Origin of the sequence: Haloactinopolyspora alba, assembly GCF_003014555.1 — a bacterium.
GTDB lineage: Bacteria > Actinomycetota > Actinomycetes > Jiangellales > Jiangellaceae > Haloactinopolyspora > Haloactinopolyspora alba.
The window spans coordinates 332,280-355,584 of sequence record NZ_PYGE01000004.1 but is presented as its reverse complement, the minus strand read 5'-3'; the positions used below and the strand labels follow the sequence as shown (position 1 = coordinate 355,584).

Annotated in this window: 19 protein-coding genes and 1 tRNA gene; 8 read left to right on the top strand and 12 right to left on the bottom strand. The window is 69.0% G+C overall.

Annotated elements, in window-relative coordinates; all coding sequences use genetic code 11:
* Positions 1 to 2: 2 nt before the first annotated feature.
* Entirely contained in the window at positions 3 to 2,285 is a 2,283-nt protein-coding gene (locus CLV30_RS08260) for an arylsulfatase (protein ID WP_205740492.1), read from the bottom strand.
* Between the two features lie 385 nt (positions 2,286 to 2,670).
* Between CLV30_RS08260 and CLV30_RS08255 the strand changes: the two genes are divergently transcribed.
* From CLV30_RS08255 to CLV30_RS08235, 5 genes are all read left to right on the top strand, one after another.
* Entirely contained in the window at positions 2,671 to 3,669 is a 999-nt protein-coding gene (locus CLV30_RS08255) for an ABC transporter substrate-binding protein (RefSeq protein ID WP_106536697.1), read from the top strand.
* A gap of 92 nt (positions 3,670 to 3,761) precedes the next feature.
* On the top strand, positions 3,762 to 4,493 hold the full coding sequence (locus tag CLV30_RS08250; RefSeq protein WP_129710856.1) for an ABC transporter permease: 732 nt from the start codon (positions 3,762 to 3,764) through the stop codon (positions 4,491 to 4,493).
* Entirely contained in the window at positions 4,490 to 5,296 is an 807-nt protein-coding gene (locus tag CLV30_RS08245; RefSeq protein ID WP_106536695.1) for an ABC transporter permease, read from the top strand. The genes CLV30_RS08250 and CLV30_RS08245 overlap by 4 nt, the downstream gene beginning before the upstream one ends.
* Before the next feature lie 16 nt (positions 5,297 to 5,312).
* Positions 5,313 to 6,125, top strand: a complete 813-nt coding sequence (locus CLV30_RS08240; RefSeq protein ID WP_106536694.1) for an ABC transporter ATP-binding protein — start codon at positions 5,313 to 5,315, stop codon at positions 6,123 to 6,125.
* Between the two features lie 23 nt (positions 6,126 to 6,148).
* Positions 6,149 to 7,744, top strand: coding sequence for an alkaline phosphatase D family protein (locus CLV30_RS08235; protein ID WP_106536693.1), 1,596 nt, complete (start codon positions 6,149 to 6,151; stop codon positions 7,742 to 7,744).
* Between the two features lie 223 nt (positions 7,745 to 7,967).
* Here CLV30_RS08235 and CLV30_RS08230 read toward each other — a convergent pair whose 3' ends face one another.
* From CLV30_RS08230 to CLV30_RS08210, 5 genes are read right to left on the bottom strand one after another with little or no spacing between them, the layout of a single operon-like run.
* A complete protein-coding gene (locus tag CLV30_RS08230; protein ID WP_106536692.1) occupies positions 7,968 to 9,596 on the bottom strand; it encodes an ABC transporter ATP-binding protein in 1,629 nt (542 codons plus the stop codon).
* Positions 9,593 to 11,266, bottom strand: coding sequence for an ABC transporter ATP-binding protein/permease (locus CLV30_RS08225; protein WP_106536691.1), 1,674 nt, complete (start codon positions 11,264 to 11,266; stop codon positions 9,593 to 9,595). Before CLV30_RS08225 ends, CLV30_RS08230 begins: the two co-directional genes overlap by 4 nt.
* Positions 11,267 to 11,269: 3 nt before the next feature.
* The gene (locus CLV30_RS08220) at positions 11,270 to 12,283 is read right to left on the bottom strand and encodes an ABC transporter substrate-binding protein (RefSeq protein WP_106536690.1); all 1,014 of its coding nucleotides are present in this window, start codon (positions 12,281 to 12,283) and stop codon (positions 11,270 to 11,272) included.
* Positions 12,284 to 12,330: 47 nt separating this feature from the next.
* Positions 12,331 to 13,101: an ABC transporter ATP-binding protein gene (locus tag CLV30_RS08215; protein WP_106536689.1), complete on the bottom strand. Its 771-nt coding sequence runs from the start codon at positions 13,099 to 13,101 to the stop codon at positions 12,331 to 12,333.
* Complete coding sequence (locus tag CLV30_RS08210; RefSeq protein WP_476729786.1) at positions 13,098 to 14,174, bottom strand: FecCD family ABC transporter permease; 1,077 nt, start codon at positions 14,172 to 14,174, stop codon at positions 13,098 to 13,100. Before CLV30_RS08210 ends, CLV30_RS08215 begins: the two co-directional genes overlap by 4 nt.
* A 479-nt stretch (positions 14,175 to 14,653) precedes the next feature.
* Between CLV30_RS08210 and CLV30_RS08205 the strand changes: the two genes are divergently transcribed.
* On the top strand, positions 14,654 to 15,301 hold the full coding sequence (locus tag CLV30_RS08205; protein ID WP_106536688.1) for a dihydrofolate reductase family protein: 648 nt from the start codon (positions 14,654 to 14,656) through the stop codon (positions 15,299 to 15,301).
* Positions 15,302 to 15,487: 186 nt separating this feature from the next.
* A complete protein-coding gene (locus CLV30_RS08200; RefSeq protein ID WP_420841962.1) occupies positions 15,488 to 15,985 on the top strand; it encodes a GNAT family N-acetyltransferase in 498 nt (165 codons plus the stop codon).
* 728 nt (positions 15,986 to 16,713) lie between these two features.
* Here the strand turns inward: CLV30_RS08200 and CLV30_RS08190 are convergent.
* From CLV30_RS08190 to CLV30_RS08170, 5 genes are all read right to left on the bottom strand, one after another.
* Positions 16,714 to 16,789, bottom strand: a tRNA-Thr gene (locus CLV30_RS08190).
* Between the two features lie 248 nt (positions 16,790 to 17,037).
* Positions 17,038 to 18,273, bottom strand: a complete 1,236-nt coding sequence (locus tag CLV30_RS08185; protein ID WP_106536685.1) for a L,D-transpeptidase — start codon at positions 18,271 to 18,273, stop codon at positions 17,038 to 17,040.
* Between the two features lie 30 nt (positions 18,274 to 18,303).
* Positions 18,304 to 19,914, bottom strand: coding sequence for an alpha/beta hydrolase (locus CLV30_RS08180; protein ID WP_106536684.1), 1,611 nt, complete (start codon positions 19,912 to 19,914; stop codon positions 18,304 to 18,306).
* Complete coding sequence (locus CLV30_RS08175) at positions 19,911 to 20,792, bottom strand: PSP1 domain-containing protein (protein WP_106536683.1); 882 nt, start codon at positions 20,790 to 20,792, stop codon at positions 19,911 to 19,913. Before CLV30_RS08175 ends, CLV30_RS08180 begins: the two co-directional genes overlap by 4 nt.
* 137 nt (positions 20,793 to 20,929) lie before the next feature.
* A complete protein-coding gene (locus tag CLV30_RS08170; protein WP_129710857.1) occupies positions 20,930 to 21,703 on the bottom strand; it encodes a hypothetical protein in 774 nt (257 codons plus the stop codon).
* Positions 21,704 to 21,746: 43 nt separating this feature from the next.
* Here CLV30_RS08170 and CLV30_RS08165 point away from each other — a divergent pair, with 43 nt between their 5' ends.
* The gene (locus CLV30_RS08165; RefSeq protein WP_106536681.1) at positions 21,747 to 22,400 is read left to right on the top strand and encodes a GNAT family N-acetyltransferase; all 654 of its coding nucleotides are present in this window, start codon (positions 21,747 to 21,749) and stop codon (positions 22,398 to 22,400) included.
* 105 nt (positions 22,401 to 22,505) lie between these two features.
* On the opposite strand, the gene CLV30_RS08160 is transcribed toward CLV30_RS08165, so the two are convergent.
* Positions 22,506 to 23,303 (bottom strand): MBL fold metallo-hydrolase, encoded by a 798-nt coding sequence (locus tag CLV30_RS08160; protein ID WP_106536680.1) that lies wholly within the window; start codon positions 23,301 to 23,303, stop codon positions 22,506 to 22,508.
* Positions 23,304 to 23,305 lie beyond the last annotated feature (2 nt).

Here is a 23,305-nt window from a genome sequence, read left to right as displayed (position 1 = left end):
GTTTATCGGGTACCTCCGCTCGTGCTGCCCACATCCGACGACGCCGGTTCGGTGTCGTCGAACACTTCCACGACAATCCTGTCCATGCGTCCGGCGAACGGGTAGCGGCCGTTGCCGCCTTCACGGGCAGGGGACAGCCCGTCAGCTCCGACATCGAGCCCTTGAAATGCGACCAGATGCTCGAACGTGGCGGAGAGGCTTCCGGAACCGACCTCGTCGCCGTCGACGAACAAGCGTACCCGCCCGGACGTGTCGTCCTTGTTCTTGTCGAACCGCATGGCGACGGCAGCCTCACCGATCGGGACCGGGATGTCCGAACGGACGACGGTGTGCGAGCCGTAGTAGTTGAAGTCGTAGACGAGAAGCCCGTCGTCGATCATCAGGCAGTATCCGCTGTTGACACTGCCGTGCGCGATCAGGACGCCGTTGTCGGACGGGGCGTCCCTGCCGACCGCGGCCCGGATCTCGAACGACCGTCCCGCCACCATCGGTGCCGCGGCCGAGCCCAGGTGGTGCATTCCGCGGTGGTACGTGAAGACGCTGCGGTTTCGCGGCGAATCCGGTCGCACGTTGAGCGCCGAGCGTTCCGCGAACCGGCGGTCGTCCAGCGGCAGCACGCCGTTCCGGCCGGCCTCGGCCCACCAGGCCGCGACGAGTTCGGCCAGCAGGTCCGGGTGTGCTCCGGCGAGGTCGTGACACTCGGAGAAGTCCGTGTCGAGGTGGTAGAGCTCCCACACGTCGTCGTCGAAGTCCGTGCCCATGGCGTGGTAGGCGACCGCCTTCCAGCCATCCTTCCAGATCGCCCGGTGGCCGAGCGTCTCGAAGTACTGAGCCGGCCGGCGTGGCGCGTCGTCCGGTGACTCCAGCGTCGCGCGGATGCTCACCCCGTCGAGAGCGAGCTGGTCGACGCCGCGGTACGTCGTGGGTGCGTCCAACCCGGCGACGTCGAGGACGGTGGGCACGATGTCGGTCACGTGATGGAACTGGTCGCGGATCTCGCCCTCGGGAACGGATCCGGGGAACCGCATGATCATCGGTGTGCGGATTCCGCCGGCATGGGTGTTCTGCTTGTACCGCTTGAGTGGCGTGTTCGCGGCCTCCGCCCAGCCCAGCGGGTAGTTCACGTGCGTGGTGAAGCCGTCGATCTCGGTGATGCGCGCCAGGTTCTCGTCGAGGCCGGGCAGGTGGCCGTTCTCGTACATCGTCGTGTTGAGGACGCCGTGGGGCCCGCCCTCCTGACTGGCGCCGTTGTCGGACACGAGCACGACCATCGTGTCGTCCAGCCGGCCGATCGACTCGAGGTAATCCAGCAGCCGGCCGAGCTCACGGTCGGTGTGCTCGAGGAAACCGGCGAACACCTCCTGGAACTTCGGATACAGCCGGCGCGCCTCCGGCGACAACGCGTCCCAGGCCTCGACGCCTTCGTTGTGTGGTGGCAGCTCGGTGCCGGGCGGAACCACGCCGAGCTCGACCTGCCGCTCGAACCGTCGACGGCGGATCTCGTCCCACCCCGCGTCGTACACACCGGAGTACCGGTCGACGTACTCCGCGGGGGGCTGGAACGGCGTGTGGGTGGCGCCGAACGCGAGGTACATGAAGAACGGCTTCTCCGGCGCCACCGACGTCTGATCGCGGACGAAGCCGATCGCCGTGTCGACCAGGTCGCTGTTGAGGTGATACCCGTCCTCCGGCGACGCCGCCGGCTCGACGGCGTGGTTGTCGGAGAAGAGCTCGGGATAGTAGTGGTCGGTCAGACCTTCCAGGAAGCCGTAGTAACGCTCGAATCCGCGGCCGAGTGGCCACTGGTGGTAAGGCCCGGCCGCGGTCGTCTGGTCCATCGGTGCGAGGTGCCATTTCCCCACGGCCATCGTGTTGTAGCCGTGGTCGACCAGTATCTCGGCCAGCGTGGCCGCCCGGTGGGTGACCTGGCCGCGATATCCGGGGTAGCCGTCGTCCACGTGGGACAGGTACCCGAGACCGACGTTGTGGTGGTTGCGTCCCGTCAGCAGACTGGCCCGGGTGGGCGAGCACAGCGCCGTGGCGTGGAAGTTGGAGAACCGGGTGCCCTCGCGAGCGAGCCGGTCGATCGCCGGGGTCGAGATTTCCGAGCCGTAGCAACCGAGGCTGCCGAAGCCGGTGTCGTCCAGGACGACGAACATCACGTTCGGCAGCGACCCGGTGGGGGGCGGTGCCGGCCATGACGGGCGCGAATCGCGATACGTCCGCCCGATCTCACCGGCGAAGTCGTCGTTGGCCCAGGTTTCGCTGACCCGAACAGAACTCACCGGGCATCCCTCCGCACGTGTCGTCCACCCAGGCTGGGCTCGGTTCCGGCCGATCCGGAGTGGGAAGCACTGTTAAAACAAACTCACCTGATGTTACGTCGAATCCAGAGCGTAACGCCCTGCTCTCCCGGGGGCAAGTACGATCACCACCTGCTCAAACGATGCCGTGGCCGCCGAGGATCGGCAGGTCGAGGGCCCGTTGGGTCTTGCGGTCCTCCCGACCTGACGTTAACGTCTGGTGGGTGACATCACATGACTAGCGTGCTTTCAAACTCCACTCACGTTGCATGTGCTTGCCGTCCCAAGGAAGCGGCGCTCCGTGTTCCGCACGAACTTCGTCGTCGAAACCCCGGTGCCGCGCCGACAGCTTCGACAAAGGAGCGAGATGAGCAAGAGATACTTGGCGGCAACCACGGGGCTGGCGCTCATCATGAGCCTCGTGGCCGGGTGTGGAAGCGACTCCTCGGAGTCAGCGGGAAAGCCGACCATCGACATCGGCTACTTCCCCGTCATCTCTCCGGTCCCGTTCATGCAGGAGGACTCGGAGCTGAACGACAAGTACGACGTCAACTGGGTCGCCGTCGAACAGGGCCTGCCCGGCGCCGCCAGCGCGCTCGCCGCCGGCCGCCTCGACCTCGTCTACGGAAACAGCTTCTCGGCGACGATCATCTTCTCCCAGTCGCCGGAACAGGCGCAGTTCATCGGCCAGTCGTTCGTCAACGAGAACGTCACCGTCGTGCGGAAAGACAGCGGCATCACCAGCATCGACCAGATCACCAACCGCGACGTCGTCGCCAGCGGCGAGTCGACGGCCTCGACCATCTACTTCGAGATCGGCCTCAGTCAGGCCGGCGTCGACCCGAACACCAACGAGTACTTCATCGCGGGCACGGGCTCCGGAATGGTGGGCGCCCTGGACTCCGGCGACGTCGAGGTGGCTGCCGGGTACGTGCCGTACACCGCCGACATGGTGCTCAAGGGCATCGGCGAAGTGATCTTCGACGCCAACGACGCGATCGGCGGACCGGCGCCCGGCGACGGCTTCATCGCGAGCACCGAGTGGATGTCGGAGAACGAGGAAGCCGCCAAGGACGTGCTGCGGTCGCAGTTCCGCGCTACCGACCACATCAAGAACGCACCCGGCGAGGCGTACCCCGTCATGGCCGAGTTCGCCGACGCGTCGGAGGAAGCGGTGCGGTACTCGTTCGAATCCGGGATGATCGAGTTCCCGGACTCGTACGTTCCCGACACCGGCGCCCTGGAGAAGGCCATCGCGTTGGCCGACGAGCTGGGCTTCGCTCCCGAGGGCGTGGACGACCTTCCGGGATTCGCGTCGGGATTCTTCAACACCGAGCTCGCCGAGTCCGTCGAGAGCGAGCAGTGACGACCGTGGCCCCGGAAACGGTGCCGGCAGCGCCCGAGCGGGCGGAACGGCAGCGCGGCCAACCGCGATGGTGGCTCTACGGAGCCGCCGGCGTGGCTGCTGCGTTGGGCATCTGGGCGATCCTCGCGCAGATGTTGGCCGGTGGCGGCGGCGCCATCCAACGGCTGGCCAGCCCGCTGGCCGTCGGCGAGCAACTCGCCTCGTACGCCACCGACGGCATGGTCGCCGACCTGCGATCGAGCCTGGCGATCTTCGTTGCCGGGTGGCTCGGCGGCGGTATCCTCGCAGCTCTGGTAGGGCTGCTCCTCGGCAGGGTCACGCTGCTGGGCCGGATGTTCCTGCCGATCATCGAGGCGATCCGGCCCGTGTCGAGCATCGCCTGGGTGCCGCTGTCGATCGTCTGGTTCGGCTTCGGTTTCTCGAGCAAGGTCTTCCTGGTCGGGTTGGCGGTGTTCCTGGTGGTGATCGTCTACGCGGTCGACGGGTGCACACGGATACCGGGCGAGCTCGTCAGAACGTCGACCATGCTCGGCATGTCCCCGATGCAGCGGTTCCGCAACCTGATCCTGCCCGGGACGCTGTCAGAGGTACTGATCGGTTTCCGGGTCGGGCTCATGGCCGGGTGGGGAACGGTGATCGTCGCCGAGCTCGTGGCGGCCGACGCCGGCCTCGGCGCGCATCTGATGGCCGTTCAGCGCAGCTACGACATCGCCGCGGTGATGGCCACCATGCTCTGCTTCGCCATCGCGGGGTTCCTCATGACCGTGGTCTTCACCTGGGTGGAACGCCGGCTTCTCCCGTGGCGACTCGAGGAGCAGCGATGACCAGCAAGGAAGCCGAAGCACTCGGCAAGACGACGCGCCCCCGCACCGGGAGCCGTCATCCGCTCCAGAGGATCGGACTTCCGCTGGTCGGTGTCGTCCTGCTGATCGCGACGTGGGAGGTGACCGTCTGGCTGAACGATCTCGACTCGATCGTCATGCCGCGGCCGATGGAGGTCCTGCGGGCGCTGGGCGATCTGGTGGTGTCCGGCGAGTTCTGGGACGACGTCGTCGTCAGCCTGACCGAGTTCGGTTCCGGATACGTGATCGGCGTGTTCGCCGGCGTGGTGGTCGGGGTCCTGATGGCGGAGTTCAGCGTCTTCCGGGCCACCGTGCACCCCGTCGTCGAAGCGCTGCGGTTCATCGTTCCGTTCGCCTGGATCCCGCTGGTCATCCTCTGGTTCGGCACCAGCCTGCTCGGCAAGACACTCCTCGTGGCGTACGCGACGTTCTTCGTCATGGTCGTGTCGGCCGCCAAGGCGATGCAGCAGGTGGATCCCACGCTCACCAAGGTCGGCAGGATGCTCGGGATGAGCCGGTGGCGTCTCGCCTTCGCCGTGCAGCTCCGTGCGGCCGCGCCCACCATCGCGAGCTCGGCCCGGGCCGCCGCCGCCATCGCCTGGATCGCCGTCGTCGCGGCCGAGTACGTCGGCGCCAGCGCCGGGCTGGGCGTGCTCATCATCAACGCGTCCACGTCTCTGCAGACCGATGTGGTGATCGCGGGAATGGTCGTGATCGGGCTGGTGGGCGCCGGTGTGAGTGCGGTCATCGGCTGGCTGTCGCGGTCGTACCTGAGCTACGTCTGAGAGGAACCCCGTGAGAATGAACGCTGTTTCGGACCCGGCGCCGGCCACCCGCCGCGGCGGCGAGCTGATCGTCGACAACGTGTCCCACCATTTCGCGTCGGGGCCGAGACGGGTGGACGTTCTGCAGGACGTGTCGTTCACGATTCCGCCGGGCGCCGTGGCCTGCGTCGTCGGCCCGTCCGGGTGCGGAAAGAGCACGTTGCTGAACCTGTCCGCGGGGCTGGCCGGCCCGGCCGCGGGCGAGCTGCGCTGGGACGGCGACCCCGTGCGGCTCGGGCAGAACCGCGACGTCGGCATGGCGTTTCAGCAGCCCGGCCTGTTCCCGTGGATGACGGTGGAACGCAACGTCGCCGTCGGCCTGCGTACGCGCGGGCACGACAAGCGGGACGCGGCCCGGATCACTGCCGAGTTCCTCGAGACGGTCGGCCTGACGGAGTTCAAGGACGCCTATCCGACCCAGCTCTCCGGCGGCATGGCACAACGGGTCGGCATCGCGCGTGCACTGGCCCTGCAGCCACGGCTGTTGTTGCTGGACGAACCGTTCGCGGCCGTGGACGCGTTCACGCGCCTGAAGCTGCAGCAGGAGTTCAAGTCATTGCTGAAGCTGAGCGCCCCGACCGTCATGTTCGTCACCCACGACGTGCCGGAGGCCATCTCGCTCGGCGACTTCATCGTGGTCATGAGCCACCGGCCGGCGTCGGTGGTGCGGATCATCGAGATCAACCGGGAGGACCGCGACCGGAGCAGCGCCGCCTACGCCCACAAGCTGTCCGAGACGCTCGAATGTCTCGGCGTGACGAGTGACATGGACGCCGCCACCGACGACTAGACCAGCCGCACGGAGGAGCTCACATGGCAATTTCGCTGTCCCGGCATGCCCGGACATTGAGCCGTCGCCACTTTCTCGGCACGACCGGACTGTCGCTGGTTGCACTCAGCCACGGCGCGTCCCGGTTCCGCGAGAACGACAGGCCCGCCTTCCCGGACACTCCGTTCAGCCTCGGGATGGCTTCGGGCGAGCCCGCCCCCGACAGTGTGGTGCTTTGGACCCGGCTCGCGCCGCGGCCGCTGGAACCTGCTGGAGGCATGCCCGCGCGCAAGGTTCCGGTGCGGTACGAAGTGGCGACCGACGAGGGGTTCCGGAACGTGATCACCCGCAACGTCGCGTTCGCGGTGCCGGAGCTCGCCCATTCGGTCCACGTCACGCTCGAAGGACTGCAGCCGGGCCGGGACTACTTCTACCGGTTCCGCGCCGGCAACGAGATCTCACCCGTCGGCCGCACCCGAACCGCTCCGGCGGTCGACGCGGACCCGTCGAAGGTCACGTTCGCGTTCGCGTCCTGTCAGAACTACCTGGACGGGCTGTACACCGCCTACCGGCACCTGGCCGAGGAGGACCTCGACTTCGTCGTCCACCTCGGCGACTACATCTACGAGATCGCCACCCGCGACCGCCTGCGAGCGCACGTGCCCGATCACGAGGTGCAGTCGCTGGACGATTACCGGATCCGATACGGCCAGTACAAATCCGAGCCGGAGTTGCAGGCGGCTCACGCCGCCTTCCCGTGGATCATGGCGATCGACGATCACGACGTCGAGAACAACTTCGCCGCCGAGATACCGCAGGTCGAGCCGGGCCGCGAGGTCGACGTCGAGGCGTTCCTGCGCCGCCGCGCGGCCGCGTTCCAGGCGTTCTACGAGAACCTCCCGCTCGGCCTGGAATCGCGTCCGTCGAACACCGGCATGAGGACCTACCGCAGCTTCACGTTCGGCCGGCTCGCCGAGCTGAACGTGCTCGATACGCGGCAGTACCGGGCCAACCAGGTGTGCGGTCCAGCCGACGAGGAGCCGACCCGCGAGGTGCCCTGCGACGACCGTCTCGATCCCTCGCGTTCGATGCTCGGCGCGGAACAGGAAGCGTGGCTGTTCGACAGCGTCGAGGCATCCGACGCGCGGTGGAACGTCCTGGCCAACCAGATCCTGATGTTCCAGCGCGATGCTCAACTCGGCGACGGCGAGTTGTTCGGCATGGACCACTGGGACGGATACGTTGCAGCACGCGACAGGCTGCTCGGCGGCATGACCGAGCGCGATGTCGAGAACCTCGTCGTGCTGACCGGCGACGCACACATCAACTACGCAGCCGACCTGAAGGAGGATTTCGACGATCCGGCGTCGAGGACCATCGGCACCGAGTTCGCCGGCACCTCGATATCGTCCGGCGGGGACGGCACCGACCGGTCTGCGCTCGACGAGGTCGTCCTCGCCGAGAACGACCATCTCCATTTCGCCAACAGTCAGCGCGGATACGTCCGGTGCACCGTGCGTCCCGAGCAATGGCAAGCCGACTTCCGGGTCGTGTCACAGGTGACGAGCCCTGGTGCGCCGATCTCGACCCGAGCCGGCTACGTCGTCGAGAACGGGAACCCCGGAATCCTGCCTGCCTGACCCGGCCGGTCGACTCGCGATCGCCGATGCCGAGAACCCTCCGCTCCACGTCACTTTCTCGGCAAGCCACTGGAGGACGTCGAAGAGATCTACGCCGAGCGCCTGCGCACCTGGCGCGAATGGGAACCCGTCGCACTGGCCGCCTTCGGCGAACCCACGCAGGACGAGACGGAACCCGCCGCCTGACCATCGTCCCCGCACCTGAGTCGCTGTTTCTCGCCGGTCAAGGCCCGTCGAGATGGATGACCCGGTCGGCGGCGGCTATGGTCGCGGGGCGGTGTGCGATCAAGAGGACCGCGCGGTGCGGGGAGCGGCGCAGGACGTCCATGATGGCGCTGTCGGCTTCGGTGTCGAGAGAGGCGGTGGGCTCATCCAGGACGAGTACACGAGGGTTTCCGAGCAATGCGCGTGCGAGGGCGACCCGAGCGCGCTGTCCACCGGAGAGCCCGGCGCCGTGTTCGGCGACCAGGGTGTCGAGGCCGTCGGGCAGCCCGGTTCCGGGGTGGAACAGCCCGGCGACGGTGGCGGCATCATGGATCGCCGTGTCGTCCGCATCGGGGTCACCGAGGGTGATGTTCGAGCGAATCGTTCCTCTCAACAGTGGTGAGGATTGCGGGACGGTGCTGATGAGCCCGCGGAGCTCGACGTCGGCGATGTGCCGCAGATCGGCACCGTCGATGCGGACGCTGCCGGTGTCGGGGTCCCACATGCGCAGCGCGAGGCGCGCGGCGGTCGTCTTGCCCACACCCGAAGGTCCGACGAGGGCCACGGTCTCACCGGGCCGGACGTGCATCGTGACGCCGTCGAGCACGGTGCTCGCGTCGTCGTAGGCAAAGCCGACATCGTCGAAGACGAGCCCGGACTCCCGTGCACGCGTCGACTCCCGGACGTGCGGGGCGTCTGTCACCGCCGGCGGCTCGGCGAGGACATCGGTGATCCGGTCCGTGGCGGCTCGGAGCGTTCCGGCGTTGCGGAGCATGTCGGCGACCTGCGCGGCGGGGCCGAGTCCCGCCACGGCGACGGTGACGGTAAGCGGAATGTGCGCGGTTTCGATGGATGCGCGGTCCAGGAGGGCGATGAGGATCGCTCCGAGCGCGGCGAGGGCGAGGGCGACGTCGGCGATGCCACGCTCGGCGCCGAGACGGGAAGCTTCTCGCGCCTGGGTGCGGGCGAGCATCCGGGTGGCATGGGAAAGCCGCTCCAGTTGCGCATCGAGCATGCCGGAGCCGGCGAGCTCCCGCATGCCCCGGATCGTGTCCAGGAGCTCGGATCGCAGCGCCGCCGCGCCCCTGGTGAGCCGTTCACCGTCGTGCCGGGCTCGCCGTGCCGTGGCAAGGGGCACGGCGACGCCGACAATGAGCAGCGGAACCCAGACGAGTATGAGGAGCGGGGCGATCGTGATGGAGACGATCGTGCTGATGGTCAGGACGAGCAGGGAGCTGAGAGCTTGCGCGGCCGTGTGCGCGTAAAGCCACTCGAGGGTCTCGATGTCGGCGACGACGGTCGTGGTCAGGTCGCCGGTGCGGCGGTGCCTGGTACGGGATGGCAGGGCACGGCGCAACGCATCGAAGACCTCTCCGCGGAGGGTGGCGATGAGCCGATAGGCCAGGTCGTGCGATACCCAGGATTCACGCCAGGCCGCGACTGCCGCAAGGACCGCGATTCCGCAGAGCACGACTCCGGCGCCGGGGAGCGAGATGGTCTCGCCGGCGACGACGTGCCCGACGGTCCATGCCAGACCGAGCGCGATGCCGAGCACGGCGGTCTGGGTGACCGCGCTCCACAGCACGGTCTCGATGAACAGGCCACGCCGGGTGGCGATGATCGGCAGCAGCCTCAGGACGGTTCTCATAGGCTCTCCGGCATGGTGACGACGTGTCCTGCCGGGGCACCGTCACCGGTCTCGGCGATCCGGCCCTCTCGGAGCGCGATCCATCGGCTGGCGTGGCTGCAGGCGGTCTCGCGGTGAGCGATGATGGCCACGGTGCGGCCGCTCGTGTGCGTGGCGAGACCGTCCACGACGCCGCGTTCGGTGTCGGTGTCGAGTGCGGACGTGACCTCGTCGAGAACGAGCACGGGCGCCGGAGAAAGCAGCGCGCGGGCGATCGCCAGCCGCTGCCGCTGGCCGCCGGACAGCTGCTCGCCGTTCTCGGCCAGCACCGTGTCGTACCCGTCGGGAAGAGCCTCGACGACGTCGTGGACGAGCACGGCGCGAGCGGCGCGCTCGATGTCGATTCCAGTGGCGTCGGGCCGATAGAGGCGGAGATTGTCGCGCACCGTCCAGGCGAACAGCACCGGATCCTGCGGCACGACGACGATGCTGCGGCACCGGGCCTCGGGGACGTAGTCCCGCAAGTCGGTTCCGCCGACACGGATGTTTCCCTGGTCAGGGTCGATGTCGCGTTCCAGCAGCCGCGCCAGGGTGCTCTTGCCCGATCCCGACGGCCCGATCACCGCGACAGTCTCACCGGCATCGATGCGCAGCGACAGGTCGGTCACGCCGGTCCGTGCGCCAGGATATCGATAGGAGACCTCGGTGACCTCGACCGTTCCGTGGCTCGCCGGTCGGTCGTGGTTGCCGGCGCTGACGCGAGGCGTGGAAAGCAGGTGGTCGAGTCCGTCGACGGCGGTCAGGCCGAGGTACCCGGCGTGCCAGTTGGTGCCGAGATCCTGCACCGGGCGGAAACACTCCCCCGCCAGCATCAGCACGACCACCGCCGAGGTGGTGTCCGCGCTGCCTGTGGTCACCGCGGCGAGGACCGCCAGCGCAGCGAGCACGGTCCCCAGGTGCATCGCCAAAGCGCTCAGTCCGGTCTCGACCAATGACAGGCGGAGTTGCCTCATGGTCGAGCTCCTGAGCTCGTGAGCCTGTGCGACGAAGCGCACAGCGGTGCGATCGGCTGCCCCGAACGCTCTCAACAGCGGGATCTGCTGCAGCGCCTCGACATAGTCCGAGGACAAGCGGGTGAACCGCTCCCACCGGGCACGCCCGTTCCGCAGTAGCCGGGCATCCCAGACACGGGGAGCGCAGACGGCGACCGCGACCGTCACCGCGAGCGCCACCCCGGCTGCGGGAGCCTGAGCCCAGACCAAGGCCACGATGAGCGCGGGCATCACGAGCACGACCAGCAACTGAGGCAGATAACGCGTGTAGTACGGGTCCAGCCCCTCGACGCCGTCGATCACCGTGGTCGCGGTCGCACCGGAATCTCGTTCGGCGGCGGGCACGGCGGCGAGCCGGTCGAGGAGCCGGGCTCGCAGCCTGATCCGCACGCTCGCACCGATTCGTGCCGCGAGCAGTTCGCGCCCCCATATCGCAGCCCCTCGCGCCACGGTAAGGATGGCGAGCAGCAGGAACGCGGGCACAACGTCACCCTCGCCGCGGATGAGCGCGGAGATCACCACCGCGAGCGTGAACGCGAACCCGACATGCAGCGCGCTGATCACGGTCCCGCAGGCGGCAAGAGCGATGATCGCGCCCGGTACCGCGCCCGCCAGCTCGAGAAGACGGCGATGGATCACGAGCTAGAACGCGTCGGGGTAGAGGCGCTCGGCGATGTGCCGTACCGCGGAGATGTTGCCCAAAGTGCCGGGAAACATGTCCGACGTGGAGACCGTGATGAGCCGATCCTGCCGAACCGCCGGCATATCGGGGAACGTGCTGGTCAGGTACTCACGAGTCGAAGCCTCATGGTCGTCGTCGAACGCCGCGAACACGATCGCGTCGGGCGCCTCCGCAGCGAGCGACTCCGGAGTGATCGTGGCGGCGAAGAATCCCGAGAACGCCTCCTGATCAGGCGTGTACACGTTGTCCGCTCCCGCCAGACGGAGGATGTCGTACTCGATGCCCGCTCCGATCGCCTGGAGGGTGCCGCCCTCGTAGTAGACCTGGGCGACGCGGAGCGGCTCGACATCAGCGGTGGCGTCCGCGACCTCGTCCAACACGGCCTGGTTCTCGGCGATCAGGTCGGAAGCCTCCTCCTGCACCCCGAAGATCTCACCGAGATTCTCGAGGTCGGTGAAGATGTCGGTGACCTCACCGGTCATGCGGCGGTCCTCACACCCGCCGGAGGCGACGTACACGGCGGCACCGGCATCGCCCAGTTGCTCGATGCTGGCGAAGCCCTGGTCGGCGGAGAACTCGTAGGTGGTCGGCGAGTAGACGAAATCCGGCTCAACCGCCAGCAGGTCCTCGCGGCTCGGCGGCATCGCCTCACCGATCACCGGCACGTCCTCCGCCAACGCCGCGACGTCGTCGGGGAGCGCCTGCACCGTGGCCTGTGCCTGTCCAGCAAGGCGGTCTGCGAGTCCCAGACGCAGCATCAGCTCGGTCTGAGCCGGATGCATCCCCACCGCCGCATCGGGGGTGCCGTCGACTGTCACGTCGCGGCCGCAGTTCTCGATCGTCACCGCCTCCCCGGTATCGGTCTGCTCCACGTCGCTGGTGACGCCGGAGCCGCAACCGGTCACCAGCAGTGCCGTGGCGGACAGCGTCGCGACGGTGCGGGCGCGGAAACTCGGTCGAGTGGGAACGCTCACGGGAGCCCTACTTTCTGTCTCGGTCAGGCGAATGTGCGGTCAGTGCGTCAGCCGGGCTGCTCCAGGCGACGGAACGCGAACACGGGCTCGGTGGTGTCGCCGAGGATGCGGACGTCGACACCGAAGGTGGTGCGGATCAAGTGCGGGGTGAACACCTCGGCCGGCGGACCGGCGGCGACGACGCGGCTGGCAGCCAGCACGACCACGCTGTCGCAGTACTGCGACGCGAGATTCAGGTCGTGCAGGGCGGCGATGACGGTGCCGTCCAGACCGCGCACGGTGCTCATCAGCTCGTGCTGATGGCTGATGTCGAGATGGTTGCTCGGCTCGTCCAGGACCAGCACCGGCGTCTGCTGCGCCAACGCCCGGGCGAGCATCAGCCGCTGCCGCTGGCCGCCGGAAAGGGTCGCGACCATGCGGTCGGCCAGCTCCGTGATCTCCGTATGCGCCATCGCCTCGTCCACGACGCGCAGGTCTTCGGGGGTGTCGCGGCCGAACGTCGGATGGTGCGGGGCGCGGCCGAGCATCACCGTCTCCTCGACGCTGAGATCGAAGTCCGTGGGTGCGTCCTGCAGCATGACCGCCACCGTCCGGGCCGTCTGCCTCCCGGTCAGCGAGCGCACGTCCTGCCCGTTCACGCGCACCGCGCCCTGCCGGGGCGTGACCGCGCGGTAGAGGGTGCGCAGCAGCGTGGACTTGCCGGACCCGTTCGGTCCGACGAGGCCGACCACCTGTCCCGTATCGGCAGTCACCGACGCGTCACTGACGACATCTCGACCCCCGAGAGTCACGGTGATGTTCTCGAACTCGACTCTCACCGTCCGAACCCCGCCTTCTCGGCCCCGCCCTGGCGCATCAGCCACAGGAAGAACGGAGCACCTACGAACGCGGTGAGGATGCCCAGCGGGATTTCCGTCGGAGCCGCGACGGTGCGCGCCAGCAGATCCGCCGTCATCAGGAACACCGCCCCGCCCAGCACCGTTACCGGCAGCATCCGCCGGTGATCCGCGCCCACCATGATCCGGGCGATGTGCGGCACGACGAGACCCACGAACCCGATCCCCCCAGCAACCGACACCACCGTGCCGGTCAGAAGCGACGCGACCACGAGCAGCAGGCCGCGCAGCCGGGTCGCGTTCACGCCGAGTGAGATCGCGGATTCGTCACCGGTCATCAGCGCGTTCAGCGACCGCGCCAGCAGCGCAGCGACCAGACAGGAGACGATCAGTGCGACGGCCGGGCCGACGAGGCTGCTCATCGTCGCGGACGAGACGCTTCCGAGCAGGAAGAACAGCACGCTGACCACGTTCTGCGCGTCCGTCGAGATCGTCAGATAGCTCGTCACCGCGCTCAACAGTGTCCCCAGCGCGACGCCGGCCAGGATCATGCGCGTCGGCGACAGGGTGCCGTCCTTACGCGCCAGCATCGCGACCGCGACGCACGCCGCCAGCGCCCCGGCGAACGCGGCGACGTTCAGCGAGAGCCCGCCCAACGCCGCCGAGCCCATGACGATGACGAGCACCGCCCCCACGCTCGCGCCCGAGGACACACCCAGGATGTACGGCTCAGCGAGCGGATTGCGCACCGTCACCTGCATCAGCGCTCCCGCCAACGCCAGACCGGCTCCGGCCAGACCAGCCAGCAGGGCACGGGGAAGCCGGAACTGCCACACCGCCTGATCCTGCAGCTGCGTCAACGACCCGTCCGCCATCCACGGCACCCCAGGCACCAGGTGGCCGACGACGATCTGAGCAGCCTCACGCAGGCTCACCTGCACCGGCCCCACCGCACCGGACAGGACGATCAGCGCACCGATCGCGATCGTCAAGAGCACACAGATCGTCCACGAGAGAGTCACCCGGCGCCGGCGGGTACGCGCGGCCGTGGACACCCGCGACTCGACGGGGGCAGCGGACGCAGCGGAACGTGTCGACACAAGGCAGTATCCTAGTGATAACGATATCCACTGCCAACTTCGGAAGGGTGTGAGCGAGAGGCACATCATTCGCCAGCTGGGGCGGCACGCCCTCACCTCATCCGGCTAGCCGAGCCACGGCTCGGAGCCGATCTCCACGACACGGTGAGCCAGCCGGTGGACCACCGCCTCCTCAGCAGCCGCGGCTTTGGGCAGCGGCGCCCGGGGCAAGGCCGCCCGCTGCAGTTCCCCGCCGGACAGTGCGTGGACGCGACGAGTAAGGCGGCCGCTGTCGAGGCCACGACCTCCCCCAACTCCAACGCTGGCACCGCCGTTGCCGACCTGGAGTCCGCCGAGCGGGCCGCAGGCACGGCCGCGATGGCTCTTCCCGGGCCCGCGGGTCTACCCTTTCGACAGCGATGCTCAGAGAGCACCGAACGGGAGCAGGTAGCGCCATGACGCAGTTGCTGCGGGTCCAGAACTTCACCGTCTCGAGCGACGGATTCGGTGCGGGCGAGGGGCAGAGCCTGGAGCGGCCCTTCGGCCACGCCGATCCGATGAGCTTGATGAGCTGGGCCGGCACCACGGCCAGCTGGAAGATGCGGACGGAGCCGGGTGGCAGCCGCGGATTGGACGACTACTTCATCCGCGACTACGACCACAACGTCGGCGCCGAGATCATGGGCCGCAACAAGTTCGGCCCGCAGCGCGGCCCCTGGGAGAACGAGGAGTGGCAGGGCTGGTGGGGCGACGAGCCCCCCTTCCACACCCCGGTCTTCGTCATGACCCACCACACCCGCCCGTCCTTCACCTTGTCGGACACAACCTTCCATTTCGTCGACGACGACCCCGCCAAGGTCCTGGAGAGGGCGAAGGAGGCGGCCCAGGGCAAGGACGTCCGCGTCGGTGGCGGCGCCACGACCATCCGCGCCTTCCTGGAGGCGGACCTGGTGGACACCTTGCACGTGGTGGTGAACCCATCGATCACGCTCGGCTCCGGTGCCCGCCTGTGGGAGTCCCCGGACGAGCTGACCGACCGCTTCCACCTCGACGTGGTCCCCAGCCCGAGCGGGGTGGTGCACCACCTGTTCTGGCGGAAGTGACGCGCTGGAGCGGCCGAAGAGCTGCCGGTACCGGAGCCTTCCGATCGGCTGGGGTGTTCGTCGCGCGGGATGACGCTGCGTGTTGGTCGACGCGCACCGGGTGTTGATGAGCAGCTGGGCGACAATGGGCAGGTGACACAGCAACTGCCCGCCTGGCCGGCCAGAGCACCAGCCCACGGTTCGGTGATGCTGCGCGGGTTCGTCGACGACGACGCGCACCTCGCGGTCGAGTTGGGCCAGGACCCGTATGTTCCGCTCATCGGGAGTCTGCCCGCAGCCCCGACCGAGCAGCAGGCCCTGGAGTGGATCCAGCGACAACGTGGCCGGCTGACCGAAGGATTCGGGTTCTCCTTCGCCATCGCAGACGTCGAGTCCGACGACGCCGTCGGTGCGATCGGGCTGTGGCTGCCGAACCTGTCAGCAGGTCGCGCGACAGCCGGCTATTCGGTCGCCCCCGCGCACCGCGGACGCGGTATCGCGAGCAACGCGTTGAAAGCGTTGACCACGTTCGCGTGGACCATCCCCGACCTGCACCGCATCGAGTTGTACATCGAACCGTGGAACCACGGCTCCATCCACGTCGCCCAAGCCTCCGGATACCAGCGAGAAGGCCTCCTGCGCAGCCACCAGGAGATCGGCGGCACCCGACGCGACATGCTCCTCTACGCGACAACGCGCCACTGAACCGCCCGCGCGCCGCAGATCCGGCCGCACGACCTGGGACACGCGCCCTACGCGGGTTCCGGTCGACGCAAGGCCGCGCGGGCGCGGCGGATCGTCTCCGGCGAGGCCGAGGGTGCGGAGCGGCAGTCAGGACAGCGAGCGGCCTGATGGTGCGGGTGTATCCCGCAGCGGTCACCCGCGGCGGGCGTGGGGCGCCAACGGTGTGGTTCCCGTTGTACCGAGGCGAGCACGTACGCGGTCGGGCGCTTCACGCGCTCCGGCGCGACGGCGAGGATCGACTTCGCGATCTCGGTGCCCTCCTCGACCGTCAGGCCGGGCCGGCCGAGGGTGTCGCGGGGCCTGTCGATGAGCCCGGCGGCCACGGCAGCTGGATCGCTCCCGTCCACGGCGCGTCCAGACGCTTGGCGTGCGGCCGCAGGTTCGCCGCGCGTCGGCCGGTTCTGGCCGCGCGGACTGTCGGGCGCGATGTGAGCGGGGAGTGTGCGTCATCGCGAGCGCCGTATCGACGCTGCTGGCCCGGGCGTGGGCGGCCGCCGCCGTGTGTCAAGCGTTTCAAATAGCCGCGGGGTCGTGGCAGTTCGTCGATGCTGCCGCCCTGACGCTTCTTCGGCGCTGCGGAACCTGCCATGTGCGCGGATGGTACAGCGCCGATGTGTCACAGACCGTGTCACGGAGTGGTTCACCGCAACGTCACTCGTCTGAACGAACAGCGTTTACGCTGGTCACAGTGGAGCCGCCTGTCGGAATCGAACCGACGACCTTCTCATTACGAGTGAGACGCTCTGCCGACTGAGCTAAGGCGGCCAGTGCCGTCCGAACGGCACGCCGCACGAGTATAGGACGCCGGAGCGCGGAACCGCGAATCGGGTGCTGACGAGTCCGTCAGCGCACGCCCACGACTCGTTGGCTGAGGAGCGAGGCTCTTGAAACGCGCAACGGTGATGTCGCTACACGGCCTGGGCCATCACGAGGCGAGTACACGCGTCACGAGGCATGCAGGGGTGGTGACGCATGGAATTCCATGCGGAACGTGATCATTCCCGAGCACCGGGTCAGAGTGGAGCGGTGGTCAGGGGGTCGCCGGTCGCGGAGCCCTCGACGTACTCGGGCCAGGAGAGGTTCCAGTCGGCCATGCCCGGGTCGCCGCGGCTGACCAGGTCGCCGGGACCGCGAGTGGAGTTCTTCACGGTCACGAGGTCGCCGTAGCGCACCAGATCGAAGAAGGTCGCGCCGTTGGCATGGCTCAGGTTGATGCACCCGTGCGACACGTTCTCCGAGCCCTGCGATCCCTCGGACCAGGACGCCGAGTGCACGAAGGTCCCGCTCCAGCTCAGCCGCACGGAGTTGTCGACCTTGAGATCATAGTACTCCGGGTTGGACTTGTCGCAGGTGATGTTCGCCCCGCACGACGTCATCCGTTTCGTCTCGAACTTCTCGAGGACGATGTACGTTCCGTTGCGGGTGGCGAACTCGGGCGCGCCGAGACTGGTGTCCCAGGTACGTGTCGACTTGCCGTCGGCTCTGACGGTCATGGTGTGGCTCTCGGCGTCGACCTGGGCGACCTGCTTCGGACCGATCTGGAAGTCGAGGTCGTACGCTCGGCCGCCCCACAGGTTCTCGCCCGCGCGCACCCCGTTGAGGTCGAGGTTGAGCCCGACATGCGTTCCGGCCGGCCAGTACTGGCGCGGACGGAAGTGCACCTCGGTGGAGCTGATCCAGTGCCAGCTCCCCTGGACCTGGGGCGACGACGACACGTGCATGTTCTGCTGGACGGCCTTCTGGTTGCTGACCTCCTGGTCGAAGCGGACGGTGATGGGGGCGCCGACACCGACGACCGACCCGTCGCCCGGCTGCATGGTCAGCGTCAGCCGCTCGCTGTCCGGGACCGAGGCGACGGTGAAGCTGTCGGTGAGCGTGTGCTGCCGGCCGAGGTGGTCGGCCGCGACCACGTTGACGTCGTAGCTGCCCCCGGGCTCGAGCACTCCCTCGCTGCGCCACGTGCTGCCGTTGCCGCTCACCTGACCGGCCACCGGCTCGCCGCCGTCGGGCTTCACCTCGACGGAATCGATCTCGCCGCGCGGCACGGTCAGCTCGATCGGCTTGTCGTAGTTGACGTCGCCGCCGACCCCTTCCAGCCGCAGCGACGTCCGCAGCGACTTCGGCCCGGCCTCCTCGGCCGGCTCACCGGTGCCGCCACCGCCGCCGGAACCCTGGTCGTCCGACCCACTGCACGCCGCCGTCAGCAGCGCCACAGCTGTCAGGACGACGGCCGTTCGTCTCGTCCGCATCTCCCCATTATCCGCACGAACCCGACTTGGTCATGACGCACACCGCTTGCCCTGCTCAGGGGCGGTTCCGTTCAGCAGATACGCGTCGACGGCTTTGTCGATGCAATCGCTGCCGGAGAGGTAGGCCGTGTGCACCGACGCCTCGTAGGTGAGCAGCACGCCGGAGGACAGTTGGTCGGCCAGGGACTGCGCCCACTCGTACGGGGTGGCGGGGTCACCGGTGGTGCCGACCACCAGGATCGGCGCCGCGCCGTCCGCGGTGGTGGGCGCGATGTCCGCCGCGGCGGTCGGCTCGCCGCCGTCGGAGCCCTCCCCGTTGTCGGAGTCCTCTCCGTTGTCACCGTTGCTGAGCAGCGTGCCGCATCCGACCCCGTTCCACGCCATGGACGGGCCGAAGATCGGCGACACCTTCCTGAACTCGGACACGCTGGCTTGCGCGTCCTCGATGGTTCCGCCGCTGGGATGGTCGACGCAGTTCACCGCCACGATGGCTTCGTTCTGGTTGCTCTTGTACTCCCCGGAGGAGTTGCGTTCGAGGTAGATGTCGGCGAACGTCAGCAGCGGCTGGCCGTCACCCTCGTTGAGCGCGGCCGCGAGCGCCTCGTTCAGCGCCGGATACCCCTCGGCCGCGGTGAGGTAGAGCGGCAGGATCACGCCGTAGAACGCCAGCGATTCGGTCAGCGGCCGGTTCTCGTCCGACGTCGGTAGGGGCTCCTCGTCGACCTGCTGGAAGAATCCCCGGATCGTCTGGCGGGCCCCGCTCTCGGTCGAGCCCGCGGCACAGTTGTCCTGCTCGACGCACCAGTCGAGGAACGCCGACAGCGCCCGCTCGAACCCGCGCACCTGCCCCAGCGCCATCTCCTTGCTGGACAGTGTCGGGTCCATGGCGCCGTCCAGCACCATGCGACCCACCCGGTCGGGGAACAGGTCCGCGTAGATGGCGCCGATGTACGTGCCGTACGACTTGCCCAGGTAGTTCAGCCGCTCGTCGCCCAGCGCCGCCCGCAGGATGTCCAGGTCGCGTGCGACGTCGTCGGTGCCGACATGCGGCAGCAGGTCACCCGAACGGGCCTTGCACCCCTCGGCGAAGTCCTGCACGGACTCCCGCATCTCGCTGATCTCGGACTCGTCGTCGGGCGACATGTCCGACGCGACGAACTCGTCCAGCTCGGCATCGTCGAGACAGTCGATCGGCTGCGACTCGCCGACACCGCGCGGGTCGAACCCGACGATGTCGTAGTGCTCGCGCACCTGCTCGGTGGCCACGGCCCCGGCGACTCGCGCGTACTCGACGCCGGACGCTCCCGGCCCACCCGGGTTGACCAGCAGCGACCCCATGCGATCTTCGCTGGTCGCCGGCGCTCGCAGGACGGACAGCTCGATGGTGTCGCCGTCGGGCTCGTCGTAGTCCACCGGCACGGTGGCAGTAGTGCACTGGAACTCTTCGTCGCAGTCCTCCCAGTTCAGGGTCTGCGTGTAGTACTGCGCGAGGCCCGCGTCGACGCCCTCGGTGGCATCGGGCGCCGGGGTGGAGTCGTCCGGCGGGTCGACCTGCTGTCCGTCGTTCTCGTCGGGATCGGCTTGACAACCGGCCGCCACCAGCGCCGTCAGGACGACACCGACCAGGGCACGACAGTTCACGGTGTCTCCTCGTCGGCGTCGTCGACGTCGGGGGTGCGGCGCATCCCCTGCGCCACGGCGCCCTCGTAGGCCTGGCGAGACCCGCACACACTCGCCTTGGGGCAGGCGACACCACGACCGGTCTCACGATCACGGACATAGACGGTCTCGGCCGGCACGTTGTACCCGATGACGGTGCCGGACACGCCGTCGTCGGTCTCGACGTCGCAGCCGGCGGTCGGCACGCTGCGCTTGAAGTCCTGGTACAGCGGGTGCTCGTACTTCAGGCAGCACATCAGCCGCCCGCACGCCCCCGAGATCTTGAGCGGATTGAGCGGGAGGTCCTGATCCTTCGCCATCCGCACGCTCACCGGCTCGAAGTCGGTGAGGAACGTCGAACAACACGTGTCGCGTCCGCACGGGCCGATGCCGCCCTGGACGCGCGCCTCGTCACGGGCACCGAGCTGACGCAGGTCGATGCGGGCGCGGAGGGTACGCGCGAGGTCACGTACCAGGTCACGGAAGTCGACCCGGTGCGGCGCGCTGAAGTAGATGGTGACGAGCTGGTCGACGTCGTCCCGGGTGTCGACGTAGTCGACACCGACGATCTTCATCGGCAGCTCGTGCTCGCGGATCAGCCGGCGAGCCACGACCTTGACCTCGGCCTTGCGCTGCCGGTTGCGCTCGTCACGTTCGAGGTGCTGCTCGGTGGCCGGACCCTCGCAGACCGGCAGCCCGCCGACGTCCTCGCTGACCCACTGTGGCGCCCACACACACTCGGCGACCTCGGGGCCGTCGTCGGTGGGCACGAGCACCTTGTCCCCGACACGTGGGCTGTGCTCACCCGGGTCGAGGTAGTAGAGCTTCCCGTACCGGGTGAAGGCCACTGCCATCACCATGCCCACGTAAACCACCCTAACGTTGCACTGGACGATCACAGGTCTCCGCAACCCGGTTCAGTCAACGGTAGGTCACCGGCCTTCCCTCCGTGTGGGCGCCCGTGCGGATCGGCCGCGGACGGGCCGCCGGCCGGCCGTCACAGCCGGCTACGCGCGTGCGCCCGGACGCCGTCCACGCCGAACCCGGACGTCAGCGGCTCGAGCACACCGGCCAGCGCGGAGCCCGCCGCGCGGATCGACGGCGCCGCGACCGAGGCCGGCACGGTCGACGCCATACCGGCCGGTCCCGGCAGGCCGGCGTTCTCCGCGCTGACCACGCCGAACAGGGGATAGTCGACGCCGGCCGCGGCGACGTACAACCGCCAGGCATGCGTCCGTGCCTCGTGCAGCGACTCGAGCGCGCGCCAGAGCCGGCCGCGGCCCGCGTGCTTGGCGACGTCGGCGAGCGACCACCAGGCCAGGAACGCCCACTCTCGCCGCTGCTCGTCCGTGGCCCGCACGACGGGCGGCGCGGACTCGCGGCTCAGCCGCCCGGACCGGTCGAACAGCGCACGTGCGCCCGGCGGCAGTCCGGACCGGTCCTCGGCCGCCATCACCACGACACTGAGCTGGCGTCCGTCCTCGTACTGCAGCACCAGGTGGTCCGCAGGCCGCTCGTCGGTGCCGAGCGGCTGGATCAGTTCGTCGGCCACGGCGGCGAACCCGCGTACCGCGGCCAGGACGTCGTCGCGGCGCGCCGTGTACGCGACGCCGTCGAGCACGACACCGACACCCGCGTCGACGTCGGACCAGGCGTCACCGGCGTCGCGCGCCAGCGAGCCGGCCAGCTCGAGCCAGTCGCACCACGGCGTCCGCTCGGCCCAGCCGTGCAGGGAGTCCACCAGCCGCCACGGTCCGTCCGCGTCTGCCACGGCGGCCACGATAGCGCCGACGACGTGTCGATAGGGTTCCGGCATGGAGCCATCCGCGCCGTCTCATCGAGAGGTCAGGACGCTGCTCGCCCGCGCCTACGAGGCGGATCCGTTGATGACGTGGATCTTCCCGGACCCGGCAACGCGCCTCGACGCGGTCGCCGCCTGGCTCGGGCTGTTCGTGGAGACCGACGCCGGCGGCGGCAACGTCGACACGCTCGACGCCGACGGCGGCAACGGCGACACGCTCGGCACCGACGGCCCGGCAGCAGCGGCCGTCTGGCCCGCGCACCGTGAACCGGCGTCCGGCACGTCGGCGTCCGGCTCTGCGACCTCCGGCGCGTCGGCGCTGCCGACGATCTCGGGACTGCTGGTCGCGCTGGTAGGGCAGAGCCGGGCGACGGAGGTCGGGCAAGGGCTGGCCGGAATCCGCCGGCTCACACCGACGACACCACACGCCTACCTGCACTTCGCGGCCGTAGCCCCGGAGCAACAGCGGCGCGGCCTGGGGCGCCGGGTCGTCGAACCGGGCCTGCGCCGGGCCGAGCAGGCGGGCCTGGGAGTCCACCTCGAGACGACGAACCAGGACAACCTCGCCTTCTACCGGCAACTGGGCTTCGAGGTCAGTGGCGAGGTCCACCTCGCGCCGGACGGACCGACGATGTGGGCGATGTGGCGTGACCCGGTACGGGGATAGTGCCCGGGCAAGCGCGCCTTCGCATACACGTGAGCGCTGACGAGCGGGGGCCAGACTTGGTGCACTCGAGGCGGACGTCGGATGAGCCCGAGTCCGGGCGCGGTGTCAACTCGCCGGCTCCGGCGGCTCAGGGCTGCCCGAGACGTGCCGCAGGTGGGCACGGTGATCGCGGACGAGCCAGTCGTCGGTGAGGCGTGCGTCGTCCGAGCCGCGACCGGCCTCCAGCTCGTCCAGGTAGTGCCGGTCGGCGGCCACCCGCCGCCGGAACTCGGCACCGTCGCCGACGGAGCCGTGCCCGGGGACGACGTACTCCACACCGTTGAGCGCGGCGAACAGACCGAGCGCGTGCCGATAGTCACCGACCGGGTCCGCGACGTCGAGATCGAGCAGCGGGATCTCGACGTCGGAGCACATGTCCCCGGCGAGCAGGATCCCCTCGGAACGCAGGTACAACGCGGCGTGCCCGGGCGCATGGGCCCGATGCTCGATGACCTCGGCCACCGGCCCGTCCCACGGGACCGTGGCGGCGCCGTCCGGCAACGGCGTGAGCCGGCCGAACAGGTCGGGATCGTGCCCGGGTGCGGACCGTTCGGCGAGGCCGAGCGCGCGCCGGCGCTCGGCGGCCATCGCTCGCACGGCCGCGGCTGTCGCGAAGCGCGGCCCGGTGCCCAGGGCTCGCGACCACAGGACGTGGTCCCAGTGCGGGTGGGTCGAGAACCCGGCCACGACGCGCAGCCCACGTTCGGCGAGCTCGGCGACGAGGGCGTCGAGGTCGTCCGGGGTGACGGCGGGGTCGACCACCAGGCAGGTGTCGTCGGCGCCGAGAACGACGGTCGTGGTCGTGCTGCAGAAGTCGCTCGTTCCAACCAGGACGCTGCCGGTCACCTCGACGAGTCTCGCCATGA